14 protein-coding genes are annotated in these 17,358 nt (G+C 29.9%); 12 read left to right on the top strand and 2 right to left on the bottom strand.

Annotated features, from left to right (window positions below):
- Positions 1–57 precede the first annotated feature (57 nt).
- The 8 genes from BXQ17_RS09525 to BXQ17_RS09490 all read left to right on the top strand — a co-directional run bounded on the left by BXQ17_RS09525 (position 58) and on the right by BXQ17_RS09490 (position 9,956).
- Positions 58–828, top strand: a complete 771-nt coding sequence (locus tag BXQ17_RS09525) for a DUF3108 domain-containing protein (RefSeq protein ID WP_077810423.1) — start codon at positions 58–60, stop codon at positions 826–828.
- Positions 829–950: 122 nt separating this feature from the next.
- Positions 951–2,225: a peptidoglycan DD-metalloendopeptidase family protein gene (locus tag BXQ17_RS09520; protein ID WP_077810422.1), complete on the top strand. Its 1,275-nt coding sequence runs from the start codon at positions 951–953 to the stop codon at positions 2,223–2,225.
- Between the two features lie 4 nt (positions 2,226–2,229).
- Positions 2,230–3,798, top strand: coding sequence for a glucose-6-phosphate isomerase (pgi, locus tag BXQ17_RS09515; protein ID WP_077810421.1), 1,569 nt, complete (start codon positions 2,230–2,232; stop codon positions 3,796–3,798).
- A gap of 217 nt (positions 3,799–4,015) precedes the next feature.
- Positions 4,016–6,550, top strand: coding sequence for a TonB-dependent receptor (locus BXQ17_RS09510; RefSeq protein ID WP_077810420.1), 2,535 nt, complete (start codon positions 4,016–4,018; stop codon positions 6,548–6,550).
- A 10-nt stretch (positions 6,551–6,560) separates the two neighbouring features.
- Positions 6,561–7,664 (top strand): hypothetical protein, encoded by a 1,104-nt coding sequence (locus BXQ17_RS09505; protein WP_149025891.1) that lies wholly within the window; start codon positions 6,561–6,563, stop codon positions 7,662–7,664.
- A 106-nt stretch (positions 7,665–7,770) separates the two neighbouring features.
- Positions 7,771–8,193, top strand: a complete 423-nt coding sequence (locus BXQ17_RS09500; protein WP_077811397.1) for a hypothetical protein — start codon at positions 7,771–7,773, stop codon at positions 8,191–8,193.
- A 47-nt stretch (positions 8,194–8,240) separates the two neighbouring features.
- Positions 8,241–8,969 carry a 1-acyl-sn-glycerol-3-phosphate acyltransferase gene (locus tag BXQ17_RS09495; protein WP_077810418.1) on the top strand — a complete coding sequence of 243 codons (729 nt, stop codon included), beginning with the start codon at positions 8,241–8,243 and terminating at the stop codon, positions 8,967–8,969.
- A gap of 6 nt (positions 8,970–8,975) precedes the next feature.
- Positions 8,976–9,956, top strand: a complete 981-nt coding sequence (locus BXQ17_RS09490; RefSeq protein WP_077810417.1) for an acyl-ACP desaturase — start codon at positions 8,976–8,978, stop codon at positions 9,954–9,956.
- 144 nt (positions 9,957–10,100) lie between these two features.
- Here BXQ17_RS09490 and BXQ17_RS09485 read toward each other — a convergent pair whose 3' ends face one another.
- Complete coding sequence (locus BXQ17_RS09485; RefSeq protein WP_077810416.1) at positions 10,101–10,886, bottom strand: amidohydrolase; 786 nt, start codon at positions 10,884–10,886, stop codon at positions 10,101–10,103.
- 80 nt (positions 10,887–10,966) lie between these two features.
- Between BXQ17_RS09485 and BXQ17_RS09480 the strand changes: the two genes are divergently transcribed.
- Positions 10,967–13,720 (top strand): PD-(D/E)XK nuclease family protein, encoded by a 2,754-nt coding sequence (locus BXQ17_RS09480; RefSeq protein WP_077810415.1) that lies wholly within the window; start codon positions 10,967–10,969, stop codon positions 13,718–13,720.
- A gap of 1 nt (position 13,721) precedes the next feature.
- Here BXQ17_RS09480 and BXQ17_RS09475 read toward each other — a convergent pair whose 3' ends face one another.
- A complete protein-coding gene (locus BXQ17_RS09475; RefSeq protein WP_077810414.1) occupies positions 13,722–14,513 on the bottom strand; it encodes a universal stress protein in 792 nt (263 codons plus the stop codon).
- Between the two features lie 97 nt (positions 14,514–14,610).
- Between BXQ17_RS09475 and BXQ17_RS09470 the strand changes: the two genes are divergently transcribed.
- From BXQ17_RS09470 to BXQ17_RS09460, 3 genes are all read left to right on the top strand, one after another.
- Positions 14,611–15,954, top strand: coding sequence for an MATE family efflux transporter (locus BXQ17_RS09470; RefSeq protein WP_077810413.1), 1,344 nt, complete (start codon positions 14,611–14,613; stop codon positions 15,952–15,954).
- Positions 15,955–16,020: 66 nt separating this feature from the next.
- Positions 16,021–16,788, top strand: coding sequence for an enoyl-CoA hydratase/isomerase family protein (locus BXQ17_RS09465; protein WP_077810412.1), 768 nt, complete (start codon positions 16,021–16,023; stop codon positions 16,786–16,788).
- A 9-nt stretch (positions 16,789–16,797) separates the two neighbouring features.
- The gene (locus BXQ17_RS09460) at positions 16,798–17,355 is read left to right on the top strand and encodes an MOSC domain-containing protein (RefSeq protein ID WP_077810411.1); all 558 of its coding nucleotides are present in this window, start codon (positions 16,798–16,800) and stop codon (positions 17,353–17,355) included.
- Positions 17,356–17,358 lie beyond the last annotated feature (3 nt).

Raw genomic sequence — 17,358 nt, 5'->3', positions numbered from 1 at the left:
CACTTTTTTCTTTTTTGGAACAGTAATTGTCATTAGTTTTTTATAAGTTTGAAAACGATGAAAAAATATATCTTACTATTAATTACTGTAATAATAACAACTACTACTTTTTCTCAAGAAGAAAAAGAAGCATTTAAAAGCGGAGAATGGTTACGCTATAAGATGAGTTATAGTGGTTTTTTAAGAGCAGGAACGGCAATTTTAGAGGTAGATGAAAAAGATTTAAATGGTAAAAAAGTATACTATACAAAAGGATCTGGTTGGACTTCTGGAATGATAAAATGGTTTTTTAAAGTAGATGATGTTTACGAAAGTTATTTTGATAAAAACGAAGTAAAACCTTATGTTTTTAAGAGAAAGATTGATGAAGGTGGTTATAAAAAGCATAGAATTACCAATTTTGATTACAATACCAACAAAGCCTATGTTCAAGATTTTGAAAATCAAAAAGATACAACAGTCGCATTTTCTAATGTACAAGACATGCTTTCATCTTTTTATTATTTAAGAAATCAAGATGTAAAGCATATGGAAAAAGGAGATGAAATAGCAATAGATATGTTTATGGATTCTCAAATTTATCCATTCAAGCTCCGTTTTTTAGGTAGAGAAGTTTTAAAAACTAAGTTTGGTAAAATTAATTCTTTAATATTTAGGCCGTTAGTGCAATCTGGTAGAGTTTTTAAAGCGCAAGAAAGTGTAACAATCTGGATTACTGATGATTTAAATAAAATACCAATTAAAATGAAAGCAGATTTATCTGTAGGTTCTTTAAGAGCAGAGCTAGAAGCTTACAAAGGTTTAGCTAACGATTTTAAAAAGAGTTAAATAGATTTTATTTAATTTATTAAAACTTTAACGAAACCGTTTTAGGAACTTCGGGTTTAAGATTTAAAATAAATCAATTTTATTTGTACTTTTGGGTGTTAAATTTAATAGCTCCCAATTTTTTGAAAAAAGTATTCTACATCCTCCTAACTACTATTATTTTGTTTGCTTGTAAAAGTGAAGAAAAAATTAAAGAACCTGTAAAAAAACCAGCACCAAAACCTGTATACAAGTATGGTTTTAAGGTAGATGATTACAAGGTTGTTTTAGATACAATTAAATCAGGAGAAAGTTTTGGAGCTATATTAGATAGACATCATGTTAGTTATCCGAAGATAAACAGCATTGCAGGTTCTATAAAAGATGTTTTCGATGTAAGAAAAGTAAGAGCCGGTAAACCATACATGATTTTATCTAGCAAAGACTCTTTAGAGCAAGCAAAAGTATTTATCTATAAAAATGATAAAATTAAAGCAACAGTTGTAGATTTTAAAGATTCTATAACAGAAGCTTATACTTATTTGCAACCTATAAAAACTGTAGAAAAAGTAGTCGAAGGAAAAATTTATTCGAATCTTTCTAATGCTATGGATAGTTTACATTTATCACCAAATTTAACGTATGCTGTAGCAGATATTTATGCTTGGACTTTAGATTTCTACAAACTGCAAAAAGGAGATTCTTTTAAACTTGTTTTCGAAGAAAAATTTATAAACGATAGTCTGTTTGCAGGTTATGGTAAGATTAAGTCGGCAGTTTTTAAACACAAAGATCAAGATTTATATGCATTTCGATTCTTAGCAGATTCTATAAAAGGAATAGAAGAATATTATGATGAAAAAGGAAATATGTTAAGAAGTCAGTTCTTAAAAAGTCCTATTAAATTTCAATATAGAATTTCTTCTAGATATAATTTAAAGAGAAGAATTGCATATTACGGTAATAAAGTAAAACCACATAAAGGAACAGATTTTGCGGCAAGAATTGGTACGCCTATAATTGCCACTGCAAGTGGTACTGTTGTAGAATCTACCAGAAGAGGTGGTAATGGTAAGTTTGTGAAAATTAAGCACAATAGCATCTATTCTACACAATATTTACATATGAAAACTCGAAAGGTTAAAAAAGGAGATTATGTAAAACAAGGAGATGTAATTGGTTTAGTTGGTATGACAGGAAATTCTGGCGGACCACATGTTTGTTATCGTTTTTGGAAAAACGGAAGGCAAGTAGATCCATTAAGTCCAAAAACAAAATTACCAGAAGCAGAACCTTTAAAAGATAGTCTAAAACCTAGATTTTTTAAACATATGTATCTTTTAAAAAATCAATTAGACAACAATTTACCAGTAATAGAAGAACCTACAATAACAAAAGAAATAGTAGCACAAAATTAATAAAATGGCTTTAAAAAACATCAATCCAACCAAAACTCAAGCTTGGGAAAAACTTACAAACCACTTTAATGATAACAAAGACATTAGTATTAAAGATTTGTGTAAAGACACGAATAGAAAAGATGATTTTTCTTTAGAATTAGGAGATTTATCCGTAGATTTTTCTAAAAATAGAATTACAGAAGAAACACTTTCTTTATTAGTTGAGTTGGCAAAAGAAGTAGACTTAAAAGATGCTATAGAAAAGCAGTTTTCTGGAGAAGTCATAAATGCGACAGAAGGTAGAGAAGTTTTACATACTGCTTTAAGAAGTAATTCTGATGAAGCTGTTTTAGTAAATGGTAAGAATATTAAGCCACAAATTCAAACTGCATTACGTAAAATTAGAAGTTTTAGTAATAAAGTAATTTCTGGTAAATGGAAAGGTTACACAGGTAAATCTATAACAGATGTTGTAAATATTGGTATTGGTGGGTCAGATCTTGGGCCAGACATGGTTGTAGAATCGCTACAGTATTATAAAAATCAATTAACAACACATTTTGTTTCTAATGTAGATGGTGATCATGTTTCAGAAATTATTAAGAAATTAAATCCAGAAACTACTTTATTTGTAATCGTTTCTAAAACATTTACAACACAAGAAACCATAACAAATGCAGAAACACTTAAAAACTGGTTTTTAAAATCGGCAACAATTTTCGATATACCAAAGCATTTTGTTGCAGTTTCTACAAATTTAGAAGCAGTTGATAGTTTTGGGATAGATAAAGCAAACGTTTTTCCTATGTGGAACTGGGTTGGTGGGCGTTTTTCACTTTGGTCTGCTGTTGGTTTGTCTATCAGTTTATCTGTAGGTTTCGATAATTATAGAGCCTTATTAGATGGTGCAGAAGAAATGGATTTGCACTTTAGAAACACAGAGTTTGAAAATAACATTCCTGTAATTTTAGCATTGTTAAGTGTTTGGTATAATAATTTTTACAATGCAGAAACAGAAGCTGTTTTACCTTACACACAGTATTTAAAAAAGCTGCCAGATTATTTACAACAAGCTATTATGGAGAGTAATGGTAAAGGTGTAGATAGAAACGGAGACAAAATAGATTACCAAACCGGTACAATTGTTTGGGGAAGTACAGGTACAAATATGCAACATGCATTTATGCAATTGGTGCATCAAGGTACAAAGTTAATTCCTGCGGATTTTATTGGTTATAAAGAGTCTTTACACGGGTTAACAGATCATCATAAAAAATTAATGGCAAACTTTTATGGTCAAATAGAAGCCTTAGCATTTGGTAAAACAAAAGAAGAAGTTCATTTAGAATTAAAATTTTCTGGGGATAAAGATAAAATAGCACAATTGCTACCTTTTAAAGTGTTTGAAGGTAACCGACCAAGTAATGCCATTTTATTTGATAAACTAACACCAAAATCTTTAGGTAAATTGATAGCTTTATATGAGCATAAAATTTATACACAAGGTATAATTTGGAACATTTATAGCTACGATCAATTTGGTGTAGAGCTAGGAAAAGAGTTGGCTAAAAAATTATTGAATAAGCATTAAATTAAGACTAATAATACCAATTTTTTATACTATTAATTAATTATTTATAATTAGTTAATAGTATTTTTTTTATTTAAATCTTTGATTATTATATAGTAAGGTTTTATTTACATATATTTATAAATCTTAATTCTTTGTTAAACTTAACATTAAGTTAACTTTAGAACTCTGTAAAAGCAAGAGTTTTGCAAAACATTTAATAACATAAAATTATACAATGAAAAATTTTAAAAACTTATTATTTGTAGCACTGTTTTTTATAACAGCTACAGTTTTAGGGCAAACTAAAATTACTGGTACAATTGTCGATGAAACAAATCAACCATTGCCAGGAGCAAGTGTTCTTGTAAAAGGAACAACAAACGGAACATCAACAGATTTTAATGGTAAATTTACTTTACAATCTAAATCTAACTCAGGTGTTTTAGTAGTGTCTTTTATTGGATACAAATCTAAAGAAGCTGCTTATTCTTCTTCAAACAACAAATTAACAGTAATGTTAATGGAAGATGCTGGTTCATTAGATGAAATAGTTGTAGTATCTAACTCATTTGCAATTGATAGAAAAACACCTGTTGCTGTTTCTACAATTAAAGCAAGTGAAATTGAATTAAAATTAGGAACTCAAGAATTTCCAGAGATTTTAAAATCTACTCCTGGTGTATACGCTACTAAAGCAGGTGGTGGGTACGGAGACGGTAGAATTAATTTACGTGGTTTTAATTCTGAAAACGTTGCTGTAATGATTAACGGTGTACCTGTTAACGATATGGAAAACGGTAGAGTATATTGGTCTAACTGGGCTGGTTTAGGAGATGTTACTTCTGCAATGCAAGTTCAAAGAGGTTTAGGAGCTTCTAAAGTTGCTGTACCTGCAATTGGTGGTACAATTAACATTATCTCTAAGACTACAGATATCGAAGAAGGTGGTAACTTTGGTTACACTTTAGGTAACGATGGTTACACTAAATACGGTCTTACTTATTCTACAGGTTTAATGGATAATGATGTTGCTGTAACAGTTTCTGCTGCACAAACTTCTGGTAGAGGTTATGTAGACGGAACTCCTTTTACAGGTTTTAACTACTTTTTAAATGTTTCTAAAGAGTTAAACGACGAGCATAAATTATCTTTTACTGCATTTGGTGCATTACAAAGACATGGTCAAAGACAAAACAGACACTTAATCAAAACTTTTAGAGATAGTGAAAGAGGTAGAAAATATAACTCAGATTGGGGTTATAAAAACGGTCAGTTAACTAACTCAGAAGATAACTTTTATCACAAGCCACAGATTTCTTTAAATCACTACTGGACACTTTCTGATAAAACTTTTATTTCTACTGCAGCTTATGTATCTTTTGGTACAGGTGGTGGTGGTGGAACTGCTGGAGCTAACAAGTTTGGTTACGACAATTCTGAATATAGAGACGGACCATTAGGAACTATCAACTTCGATAAAATTGTTGACGAAAACATAGCAAATGGTGTAAACGGTTCTATCTCTGCTTTAAGAGCTTCTAGAAACGACCATAACTGGTACGGTGTTTTATCTACTTTAAAAACAGATTTAACAGATGAGTTTACTTTATTAGCTGGTTTAGATTACAGAAACTATACAGGTATTCACTATACAGAAGTAACAGACTTATTAGGAGGTCAGTTTTTAGCTGATGATTCTAATGTAAATAACCCAAACAACCAAGCACAAGTAGGAGACGTAATTTTCTATGACAACGACGGTAAAGTTGGTTGGTTAGGTGGTTTTGCTCAATTAGAGTATTCTAAAGATGCTATTTCTGCATTTGTTTCTGCAAACGTTTCTAATACAAATTATCAAAGAGTAGATCGTTTCTTATATTTAGATTCAGATCCAAATCAAACTTCAGATAAATACGATTTCTTAGGATATGGTATTAAAGGTGGTGTTAACTATAACTTAGATGAAAACCACGGTGTTTTTGTAAACTTAGGTTACTTTGAAAAAGCACCATTCTTTAACTCAGTTTTTGCAAACCGTAACAACGTAGATGTTAACGCAGATGCAGAAAATCAAAAAATTACAAGTTACGAGTTAGGTTATACTTTTAGAAGTGCTAAGTTTTCTGCTAACTTAAACTTATACCACACTGCTTGGAAAGATAGAACAGAGGTTGCTCGTTTCCAATTACAAGATAATACTATTGCTTTTGCTAACATTTTAGGTGTAAATGCATTACATAAAGGTATAGAGTTAGACTTTAGCTATAGACCATCAGACAAACTTACTATTACGGGTATGGCTTCTTTAGGAGACTGGAAATGGGATAGTAACGTAGAAAATGTTGAAATTTTTGACGAAACTAACACAAAGGTTGATGAAGTAGATATCCTTATTAAAGGTTTACACGTTGGTGATGCTGCACAAACTACTTTTGCTTTAGGTACAAACTATAAATTAACGCCAGAAACTACTTTTACAGTAGATTATAACTACTACGGAGATTTATATGCAGATTTTGACCCAAGTTCTAGAGGAGAAGTTGGTCCTGATGCATGGAAAGTACCTAACTATAGCTTATTTGATACTTCAATAAGACATAAATTTAAGTTTGGTAACTTCGATACAGCAATTACTGCTAGAGTTAACAACGTATTCGATACAGTATATATTTCAGACGCACAAGATGGTTCTGGTTCTAATGCTCAAACAGCAAGTGTATATTACGGAGCAGGAAGAACTTTTAGCGTAGGTGCAAAAATTAATTTCTAAAAAACACAAGATGAAAAAAATAATTTATTTATTCGCAGTTGCGCTTACAGTTTTAAGTAGCTGTACGCCATTAGAAGATGTAAACGAGGTTATTGATGCATTACCAAATGTAGATGGTTTCGATTATACATTACAAGAAGAAGATTATACAACGTTAGGTTTAAGTTTTGGTAACTTTAGCTCAGAAGATGATGCTAAAGCAGAATTACCAGGATTTTTAAGTGCAAAATTTCCATCTTTAGGAGAAGGATCTGCATTAAATATAACTTATAAGTTATACGCTCCAAAAAGAGATGAAAAAAGTTTAACTATTTATACTGTTACTGCTGCAGATTATACTGCACAGGGTTTAAGATTTCCTAACTTTTCTAGTTCAGAACAAATTACAGATTTTTTAGATGCTAAATATCCAGACGCAGCAAATAGATTGTTAGTAGATTTAACTTACGACTATTACGATGGTTCAACAACTACTCGTAACAATGGTTTTATCAATAATGATGGAACTTGGGAAATGTCTATAGGTATTTCTGATGAAGAATACACTGCAATGGGAGAAGGTAGAGCACAATTTTCTAATGAAGATGAAGCTTTAACTAAAATACCAGTTTATTTAAGTGAAAAATTAAAGTTTGAAGGTAAAGAAGCAGGAGATATCGAAGGTGTAATGTATAAATTATACGTAACAGATACCCAAGACATCGACGAAGATGGCTCTACAACAGATAGAACTGTTTATAGCTTTGTAGCATTCTTTATTTATGATGGTGCTGCTTGGTCTCAATACACAAATGTTATCGAGAACACTACTCAGTTTGCATACGAAGGTTCTAACTGGGTTCCAGATAACACAATTAGATATACTTTAACTTCTGCAGATTATGCTTTAGTTGGTAATGACAGATATAATAATTTTGACACTAGATCTGGTGCAGATGAAGAAACTGAAGAAGTTCGTTTAGAAAAGATTAATACAATCTTAAAAAACAATTTTCCAGATATTGAAGTAGATCAAAATGTAATTGTTACTTATGCTTTTTATGATGGTACTAATGGTAACGCTACTATAGAAGTTACTTTTAATGGTACAGATTTTGTAAAATTTGTAGAGTAATCAATTTTATCTTATAAATTAAGAAAACCACCTCAATTGAGGTGGTTTTTTTATGCATAAAAATTAGTAACTTTGTAACAATAAAAAACTAACTACTTATATTATGATAAAGGATATACATTCTTATTGGGCTTACCTTGTATTGGCAATTTTAATTTTTGCTATAGTAAATGCAATTATCGGTTTAACTCAAAAAAAACAATTTACAGACAAAGATTTACGTATAGGTTTATTTGCCTTAATTTTAACTCATATTCAATTATTAATAGGTTTAGCTTGGTATTTTATGTCACCTTGGTTTCAAGCCTTAAAGGCAGATGCTGGTTCGGTAATGAAAGAACCTGCAACACGTTTATTAGCCGTAGAACATCCTATTACAATGATTTTAGCAATTGTGTTTATAACAATTGGTTGGTCTAAACATAAAAAGAAGACAGAAGATGCTGCAAAGTTTAAAACATTTGTAATCTTTTACGGAATTGGTTTATTATTGATATTATCTAGAATTCCTTGGAACAATTGGTTCTAAAAACATTCTTGTAAAGTTCATTTATTCAAAAACCTAAATCACATCTTGTGAAGATTCTTAGTTATATAGTATCACCAATTTTTATATTGGTATTTTTTCTTTTTTTGCTAATTTTCCATCCATTACAATGGTTAAGTTTGCATCTTTTTGGGCAAAGCGCGCATGGTAAAGTAGTAGACGCTTTAAATTTCTTTTTGGTAAAATCTATGCTAATACTTGGTGTTAGTGTCAAGTTAAAAAACGAATATAAATTACCAGAGGATACTACAATAATTTTTGTGTCAAATCATCAATCTACTTTCGATATTCCGCCAATAGGTTGGTTTTTTAGAAAACATTATCCAAAATTTGTAGCTAAAATAGAGTTAGGAAAAGGCATACCAAGTGTTTCTTATAATTTAAGAAATGGTGGTGCGGCGTTAATCAATAGAAAAGATCCAAAACAAGCCATAAGCGAGTTGATAAATTTTTCTAAAAGAATAAAAGAAAATAATTGGGGCGCAATAATTTTTCCGGAAGGTACAAGAAGTAGAAATGGTAAGCCTAAGAAATTTGCTTCTAACGGATTAAAAGTAATTACAAAAGTAAATAAAGAAGGTTATGTTGTACCTTTAACTATTAATAATTCTTGGAAAGTGTTTAAATACGGTAAATTTCCATTAGGTTTAGGAAGTCCAATAACTATTACAACTCACGAGCCAATAAAAATAGATTCTTTACCGTTTGAAGAACTATTAGAAAAAACAGAAAAAGTAATTAAAGAACATATAAAATAGAAATTTATGTCTATATACAATATTAGAAAAGAAGTAATGCTAACGCTAGAAAAAAGTATGGACCGCTTTATGGAGAAATACTTAATTCCTGCAGAAAAAATTTGGCAGCCAACAGATTTTCTTCCAAATTCACAAAAAGACTCTTTTATTACAGAAGTAGAAGAAATTAGAGAATTGTCTAAAGAATTACACGACGATTTTTGGGTGGTTTTAGTAGGAGATACTATTACAGAAGAAGCTTTACCAACCTATGAATCTTGGTTGTTAGATCTAGATGGTGTTAGCCAAGATCCAGATAATAGTTGGGCAAAATGGGTAAGAACCTGGACAGCAGAAGAAAACAGACACGGAGACGTATTAAATAAATACTTGTATTTATCTGGTAGAGTTAACATGCGCGAAGTAGAAATATCTACACAGCATTTAATTGCAGATGGTTTTGATATTGGTACATCTACAGATCCATACAAGAACTTTGTGTATACAAGTTTTCAAGAATTAGCAACCTATGTTTCGCATAATAACGTAGCAAAAATTGCACGTAAAAAAGGGCACAAAGCTTTGGCTAAAATGTCAAAAATTATTGCAGGAGATGAAATGCGTCATCACCAAGCTTATACAGAATTTGTAAAAGAAATTTTTAAGATAGATCCATCAGAAATGATGTTGGCGTTTCAACACATGATGAAATATAAAATTGTAATGCCTGCAATGCATTTAAGAGAATCTTTTGGTGCAAAAGGAAGTTTATTTGATGATTTTTCTTCTGTAGCACAAAGAATTGGTGTGTACACAGGGTTCGATTATGTAGACATTATTAAGAAATTAAACACTGCTTGGGAAATAGATAAGATTACAAACTTAACACCAGAGGCAGAAAAGGCAAGAGATTATTTAATGAAGTTGCCAGACAGAATGTACAGAATTACAGAAAGAATTGTTGTGCCAGACACAAAATTTAACTTTAAATGGATGTTACCAGCTTAAAATTATAAGAAGCTATTTCCTGCTTTCCGTTATATCTTTTTGTTGAAAAAACAAAAAGGATGTCACTTCAATCAGGGCTAAACATTTTTGTAAGCAATACTACATATAAAAAAGCCATTAATATTTAATATTAGTGGCTTTTTTTTAGTCCTGATATATAGTAAAAGAATCTTTATCATTTAAAAATCCTAATTTATCTCTTACTATATTTTGTTTATCTAATGTAATTACAGAAGTTACAATACCAATTTCATTGTAGTTTAAACTAGATAATTCTTCCCCTAAAAAATCTACGATTAAAGAATTGCCAGAATACTCGTAATTACTAGCATCTTTGCCTGTTCTATTAACGCCGATAACATAACTCATGTTTTCTATTGCACGCGCTTTTAAAAGCGTTTCCCAAGCTTTTATTCTCGTCACCGGCCAATTTGCCATAAAAAGTAATAAGTCGTAATTGTCCGTGTTTCTAGCCCAAACAGGAAAGCGTAAATCATAACAAATTAACGGACAAATTCTCCATCCTTTGTAATTGATAATTATTCTTTCTACACCAGAAGTGTATACTTTATTTTCTCCGGCCAAAGTAAAAGAATGCCTCTTGTTATAGGTTTCTAATTCTTTGTTTGGATGCACAAAAACAAAGCGATTGTAAAATTTATCGTTTTCAGCAATAACCAAGCTTCCGCAAATTGCAATTTGATGTTTTTCTGCCATTTCTCGCATCCAAGAAACTGAGTATCCATCCATAGGTTCGGCTACGTTTTTTGGTTGCATTGTAAAACCAGTAGTAAACATTTCTGGCAAAACAACAAGATCTGTGTCTTTATCTAAGTTGTTTATATTGTTTTCGAAGAAAGCTATGTTTTTTGTGGGATTTTCCCAGTATAAATCGGCTTGAATTCCGGTTACTTTTAATTCATTTTTCATAGAAATTAATTAGAAAGTTGTACTCGCTATAAAAGTAAGTTTTTGTAATTTAGAAAACCAATTGAATCTCAAAAAAAGCTATGCAATCTTTTATTTCTGACACTTTAGACGCAATTTTAAAAACTACAAAATCTTTTGAAGATGTGGTGTTTATACTACCATCACAAAGAGCAAAAGTTTTTTTAAAGCAAACATTAAAAGACAAAATATCTGTTGGTTTTTTACCAGAAACATTAAATATAGAGCAATTTATTCAGCAAGTTTCTGGCATAGACAAAGCAGATAGCATACAATTGCTATTCCATTTTTATACAATTTATAAGAGTTTAGAAGAAAAACCAGATTCTTTTGATACATTTTCTTCTTGGGCATTTACGGTTTTGCAAGATTTTAATGAAATAGATCAACACTTGGTAAACACAAGAGAAATTTTTGTGTACATAAGAGATATTCAGCGATTAAAAAAATGGTCTGTAACAGGCACATTTAAAGAAACAGAATTTATAAAAGATCATTATGCTTTTTTAGAAAAGTTAAATAATTTTTACAATCCTTTGTATCAATTTTTATTAGAAAAAAAGATTGGTTACCAGGGTTTAATGTATCGAGAAGCTTGTAATAATATCGATGTTTATCTAAAGAATAATCAGCAAAAAAAATACTTCTTTATAGGATTTAATGCATTAAATAAAGCAGAAGAATTCTTATTTCAAAAAGTACTAGAAACCAACAATTCTGATATTTATTGGGATTTAGATGAGCAACTTTTTAACTCGAACCATCAAGCAGGAAACTTTATCAGAAAGTATAAAAAGGAATGGAAGTTTTATGAGAAAAATTCATTAAAAACCTTAAGTAACAAATTATCTCAACCAAAAAATATTCAAGTAATTGGTGCATCAAAAAACACAACACAAGTTAAATATGCAGGAGAAATTTTAGAAAAATTTTCTGACTTTAAGAATACGGCACTAATTTTAGCAGACGAAACATTGTTGCCAATTACGTTAAATTCTTTGCCTAAAAACATCAATGCTATAAACATAACAATGGGATATCCTTTAAAAGATATACCAACAACTAGCTTGCTGTTTTCTATTTTTCAATTGTTTATTTCTCAAGAAAAACTCCAAAAAACTGCAGAGAATCAATTTTACCACAAAGATGTTGTACGGTTTTTAAAACATCAATCAATTTATAAGTTATTATCACAAAATAATGCTTCTTTAGTAGATGATTTTACTGAAAAAATTGGTAAAGAAAATCTTATTTTTATAGATAAAGATAAGCTGGTTCAGCTCTTAAAAAAATCCGGAGAAAATGTACAAAAAGTTCTGTTATCACTGTTTAGCAGTTTTACAACAGTTGCAAATTTTTTAGATAGAATTTTAGACGTAATTGATCTTTTAAAAGAAGATGTTACAGATCTAGAAAAAGAATATTTATTTAGATTTTATACCGCTTTTACACAGTTAAAAACATTACAAAGCACTTACAGTTATTTTACAGATTTAAAAACGTTAATGTTATTTTTTAGACAATTAATAACATCAGAAACACTTTCTTTTCAAGGTGAAGCGCTAAGAGGTTTACAACTTATGGGAATGTTAGAAACACGTGTTTTAGATTTTGAAAATATTATTTTAACATCTACAAACGAAGGTGTTTTACCAGCAAGTTCACAGCAAAATACATTTATTCCTTTTGATGTAAAAGTCAACTTCGGATTGCCAACATATCGAGAAAAAGATGCTATTTTTTCATATCATTTTTTTAGATTGATGCAAAGAGCAAAGAATGTTTTTATACTTTACAATACAGAACATGACGCTTTTGGAAGTGGAGAAAAAAGTAGGTTTGTTACGCAGTTAGAAATGATGCGACAAGATGTAGTTCATAAAAATATTTCGCCAAAAGTAATATCTAACAAGCAACAATTAAAAGAAGTACATAAAACCGAAGCCACTTTTGCTCGATTAAAAGAATTGGCAAAAAAAGGAATATCGCCATCTGCTTTAACTAATTATTTGTACAATCCTATTTCTTTTTACAAACAAAAAGTTTTAAAAATTAAAGAGTTTGATGATGTTGAAGAAACTGTAGCTTTTAATACTTTAGGAACCGTTGTTCATGAGACTTTAGATGAGCTGTACACACCATTTGTAAACCAGTTTTTATCTGTGGCTAACATCAAAAAAATGCAAAAAGAAGCAAAAGATTTGGTAACAAAGCACTTTGAACTTCAATTTCAAAACGGAGATTTAACAAAAGGTAAAAACAGATTGATTTTTGAAGTTGCGAATCGATTTGTAACTAATTTTCTAACGAAAGAAAAAGAATTGTTAGAAGACGACAAAAATCAACTTAAAATAATTGCTACAGAAGAAAACTTGGCCGCAGAAATAGAAATTGAAGGGTTAGATTTTAAGGTTAAATTACATGGCCAAGTTGATAGAGTAGACGAGTTAAACGGAGTGTTAAGAATTATAGATTATAAAACGGGTATGGTAACCGGTGGTAATCTTAGAGTGCCAGAATTTGAATATTTAAGAGATGAAAAGCACTTAAAAGCGATACAAGTTTTATTGTATACTTATTTATTTACTAAAGGTAAAAATTATGATTTTTCTAAACCTTTAGAAGCAGGTATTTATTCTTTTAAAAATCTTAACAGTGGTTTTTTACCAATAGATTTTGCATTGCCAAGAAGAAAGGCAGAAACTAAAATCACTCAAGAAAAATTAGATGAATTTATTGAAGAGATTAAAATATATATTAAAGAAATCTACAGCTCTAAAATAGATTTTTTAGAGCCTGCAGATTTAAGATATTAATTTACTTACCTATTAAAACTAATAGTGGTACGTTAGAATAAAACTCTTCTTTAAGAATAGTGTTCTTTTCCCATAGTTTTTTAAAGAAACCTCTTTTTCTTCTAAATACACATAACATATCTGGGTTGTGTGTTTTTATGTTTTCTAAAACACCTTGAAAAGTAGTTGCATTTTCGGTAACAGTTAATGTGCTTTGTAAGCTTTCTAAATCTTTATGAAGCACTAAGTGTTCTTCTTTATAACTTGGTGTTTTAACCAATAATAAGTTTACTTGTGCTTTGTATTTATTAACAATAAACTCTAAAGGCTTTAAAACGGTTTTACTTTTTACAACACCAGATTTAAAAGCCATTAAAATATTAGAAACAGTTTTATATTCATAATTTTCTGGTACAGCCAATATTGCCAAATTAGATTTTTTAACTAAACTACCAGCGGTTCTACCTAAGAATAATCCTTCTTTTATAGAATTACTTTTTGTACCAACAATTACTAGGTCAATACCCAATTCTTGATCTATAGCTTCAACACTATCTACAACGTTACCTTTAGCAGAAATCAGTTTAATTTCAACATTTTTAACATCGCAAATATTAACCATAGTTCTTAGATACAAATTAGTCTCTTTTTCTATAATTGCATCTACATTTTTCATTGTTCCTGCTTTAGACTGCACACTGTACGCTCTAAAAACAAAGACTTTTGCATTAATTTCTGAAGCAAAATCAATAGCATATTGTAAGGTTTTTTGTGCGTTTTCTGTAGATCCAATGGGTACTAAAATGTGTTTCATAATGGTTTGTTTTTATTATTACAAAGTTAGTTAATTTTAATAGAATCGTTTTCGATTTCATTTTTTAGAAATGTACATTTGCAAAAACATCTATCTTTTGAATGTAAATATTAGCTTTAAAAATATAAATAAATTAGCAATTCCTGCTTTAATTGCTGGTATTGCAGAACCTGTTTTATCGATTACAGATACTGCAATAATTGGTAATATAGATACAAATGCCACAGAAAGTCTTGCTGCAGTTGGTATTGTTGGTGCGTTTATCTCGATGCTTATTTGGGTTTTTGGGCAAATTAGAAGTGCAATTTCATCTATAGTTTCTCAATATGTAGGCGCTAATAAGATTAATGATATTAAAGAATTACCAGCACAAGCAATTGCAATAATTGTATTTGGTAGCTTAATTGTATTAGCAATATCATATCCGTTTTCTAGACAAATTTTTCAATTTTATAATGCTTCAGGAGAAATTTTAGAATTTTGTATCACCTATTTTAATATTAGAATATTTGGTTTTCCGTTTGCATTATTTGTATTTGCCATATTTGGTACTTTTAGAGGTTTACAGAACACTTTTTACCCAATGATTATTGCTATAATTGGCGCATCAATAAATATTATTTTAGATTTAATTTTGGTTTATGGTATAAAGGGTTTTGTACCTGCAATGCATATAGAAGGTGCTGCTTATGCAAGTGTAATTGCACAGGTTTCTATGGCTATAATCTCTTTATATTTATTAATTAAAAAAACACCTATTTCTTTAAAAGTTAGATTGCCTTTTCATGTCGAAATTCCAAGATTATTGGGTATGATTGGTAACCTTTTTATTAGAACAATTGCATTAAATGTAGCCTTGTATTTTGCTACTTCTTACGCAACAGGTTACGGTAAAGAATATATTGCCGCCTATACAATTAGTTTAAATATTTGGTTATTGGGCGCTTTTATGATTGATGGTTATTCTAGTGCAGGTAATATTTTGTCTGGTAAATTATTAGGTGCAAAAGATTATAAAAGTTTGCTTGAATTAAGTAATAAATTATTTAAATATGGTTTAATTGTAGGTGTTTGTATTGGCTTAATAGGTTTTCTTTTTTACAATTTTATTGGGGAAATTTTTACCAAAGAAAATGCAGTTTTAGAACAGTTTTATGCTGTTTTTTGGATTGTTTTAATTACACAACCTATAAACGCAGTAACCTTTATTTTCGATGGAATGTTTAAAGGTATGGGAGAAATGAAATACTTAAGAAACCTTTTAATTTTGGCAACCGGTTTTGTTTTTATACCCACATTATTCTTTTTTGATTATTTAGAATATAAATTAGTTGCTATTTGGATTGCTTTTACATTATGGATTATTGCTAGAGGTTTGCCTTTGGTTTTTAAATTTAGAAATAAATTTATTCCATTGGCAGAAAACAGTTCGGAAATTTAATTTTATCAGAAATTAGTATTCTTTTATTAATTTTTTAAAACTTATTTTTACTCAAAATTTACAATTATGGCTACAACTAGAGAAAACGGAAGTTTATACACTAACATTCAAAATAATATTGCAACAATAGAATTTGGGCATCCTGCAAGTAATTCTTTTCCTGGAGAATTATTAGCTAGATTAACCAAAGAATTATTGTCTGTTGGATCAAATAATGATGTTTCCGTAATTGTTTTAAAGTCGGAAGGAGAAAAAGCTTTTTGTGCAGGTGCTTCTTTTGATGAGTTGGTCGCTGTATCTAATTTGAATGAAGGAAAACAGTTTTTCTCTGGTTTTGCAAATGTAATTAACGCCATAAGAACTTGTGGTAAATTAATAGTTGGTAGAATTCAAGGTAAAACAGTTGGCGGTGGTGTTGGTATTGCTGCAGCTTGTGATTATGTTTTGGCAACAGAAAGTGCTTCGATAAAATTATCTGAATTTACAATAGGTATTGGTCCTTTTGTTATAGAACCTGCAGTGTCTAGAAAAATTGGTGTTTCTGGTACAGCAGAATTAACTTTAGACGCTACAAGCTGGAAAAATGCGTATTGGGCAAAAGAAAAAGGTTTATATGCTAAAGTTTTAGAAAATCAGAAAGAATTAGATAAAGAAATAGATATTTTAACTTCAAAATTGGCTAGTTATAATCCGATGGCTTTAGCAGAAATGAAAAAAGCTTTATGGAAAGGTACAGAAAATTGGTCTGCTTTATTAGAAGCAAGAGCTGCTGTTTCTGGTGAATTGGTTTTGTCTGATTTTACAAAGAAAGCATTATCTAAATTCACAAAATAAATCTTTTTCATGAAAATTGTTACTACAAATATTGGTAAAAAAAAAGAGGTTAACTGGAAAGGTAAATCCGTAACTACAGGTATTTTTAAATATGCTGTAGATAAACCTATTTTTTTAGATATTGAAGAAGTAAAAGAAGATGCAATTTGTGATAGAGAACATCATGGTGGCGTTTTACAAGCAGTTTATGGTTATTCTTTAAAACATTACGCATACTTTAAGGAGTTATATCCTGATTTAAATTTTGAAATGGGCATGTTTGGCGAAAATTTAACCGTAGATGATTTAGATGAAACAAAAATACATCAAGGAGATACTTTTAAAGTTGGTGAAACTGTTTTAGAGGCTACTGTTCAAAGAAATCCTTGTATGAAATTAGGAGTTCGTTTTAATGATATGAAAATTGTAAAACAATTTTGGAATACAACTTATTGCGGTGTTTATTTTAAAGTACTTAAAACAGGGTTAGTTAAAGCGGGTGATGTTTTCGAACAAATAAAAGCGTGTCCAGAAAACCCTACAATTGCAGAATTGTATATAGCAAAAAGAGCAGCAAAAGGTATTTAAAAC

The organism is Polaribacter sp. BM10, from assembly GCF_002005425.1.
In the GTDB taxonomy this organism is placed as follows: Bacteria; Bacteroidota; Bacteroidia; order Flavobacteriales; family Flavobacteriaceae; genus Polaribacter; species Polaribacter marinaquae.
This window is presented reverse-complemented; position numbering and strand designations above follow the sequence as displayed.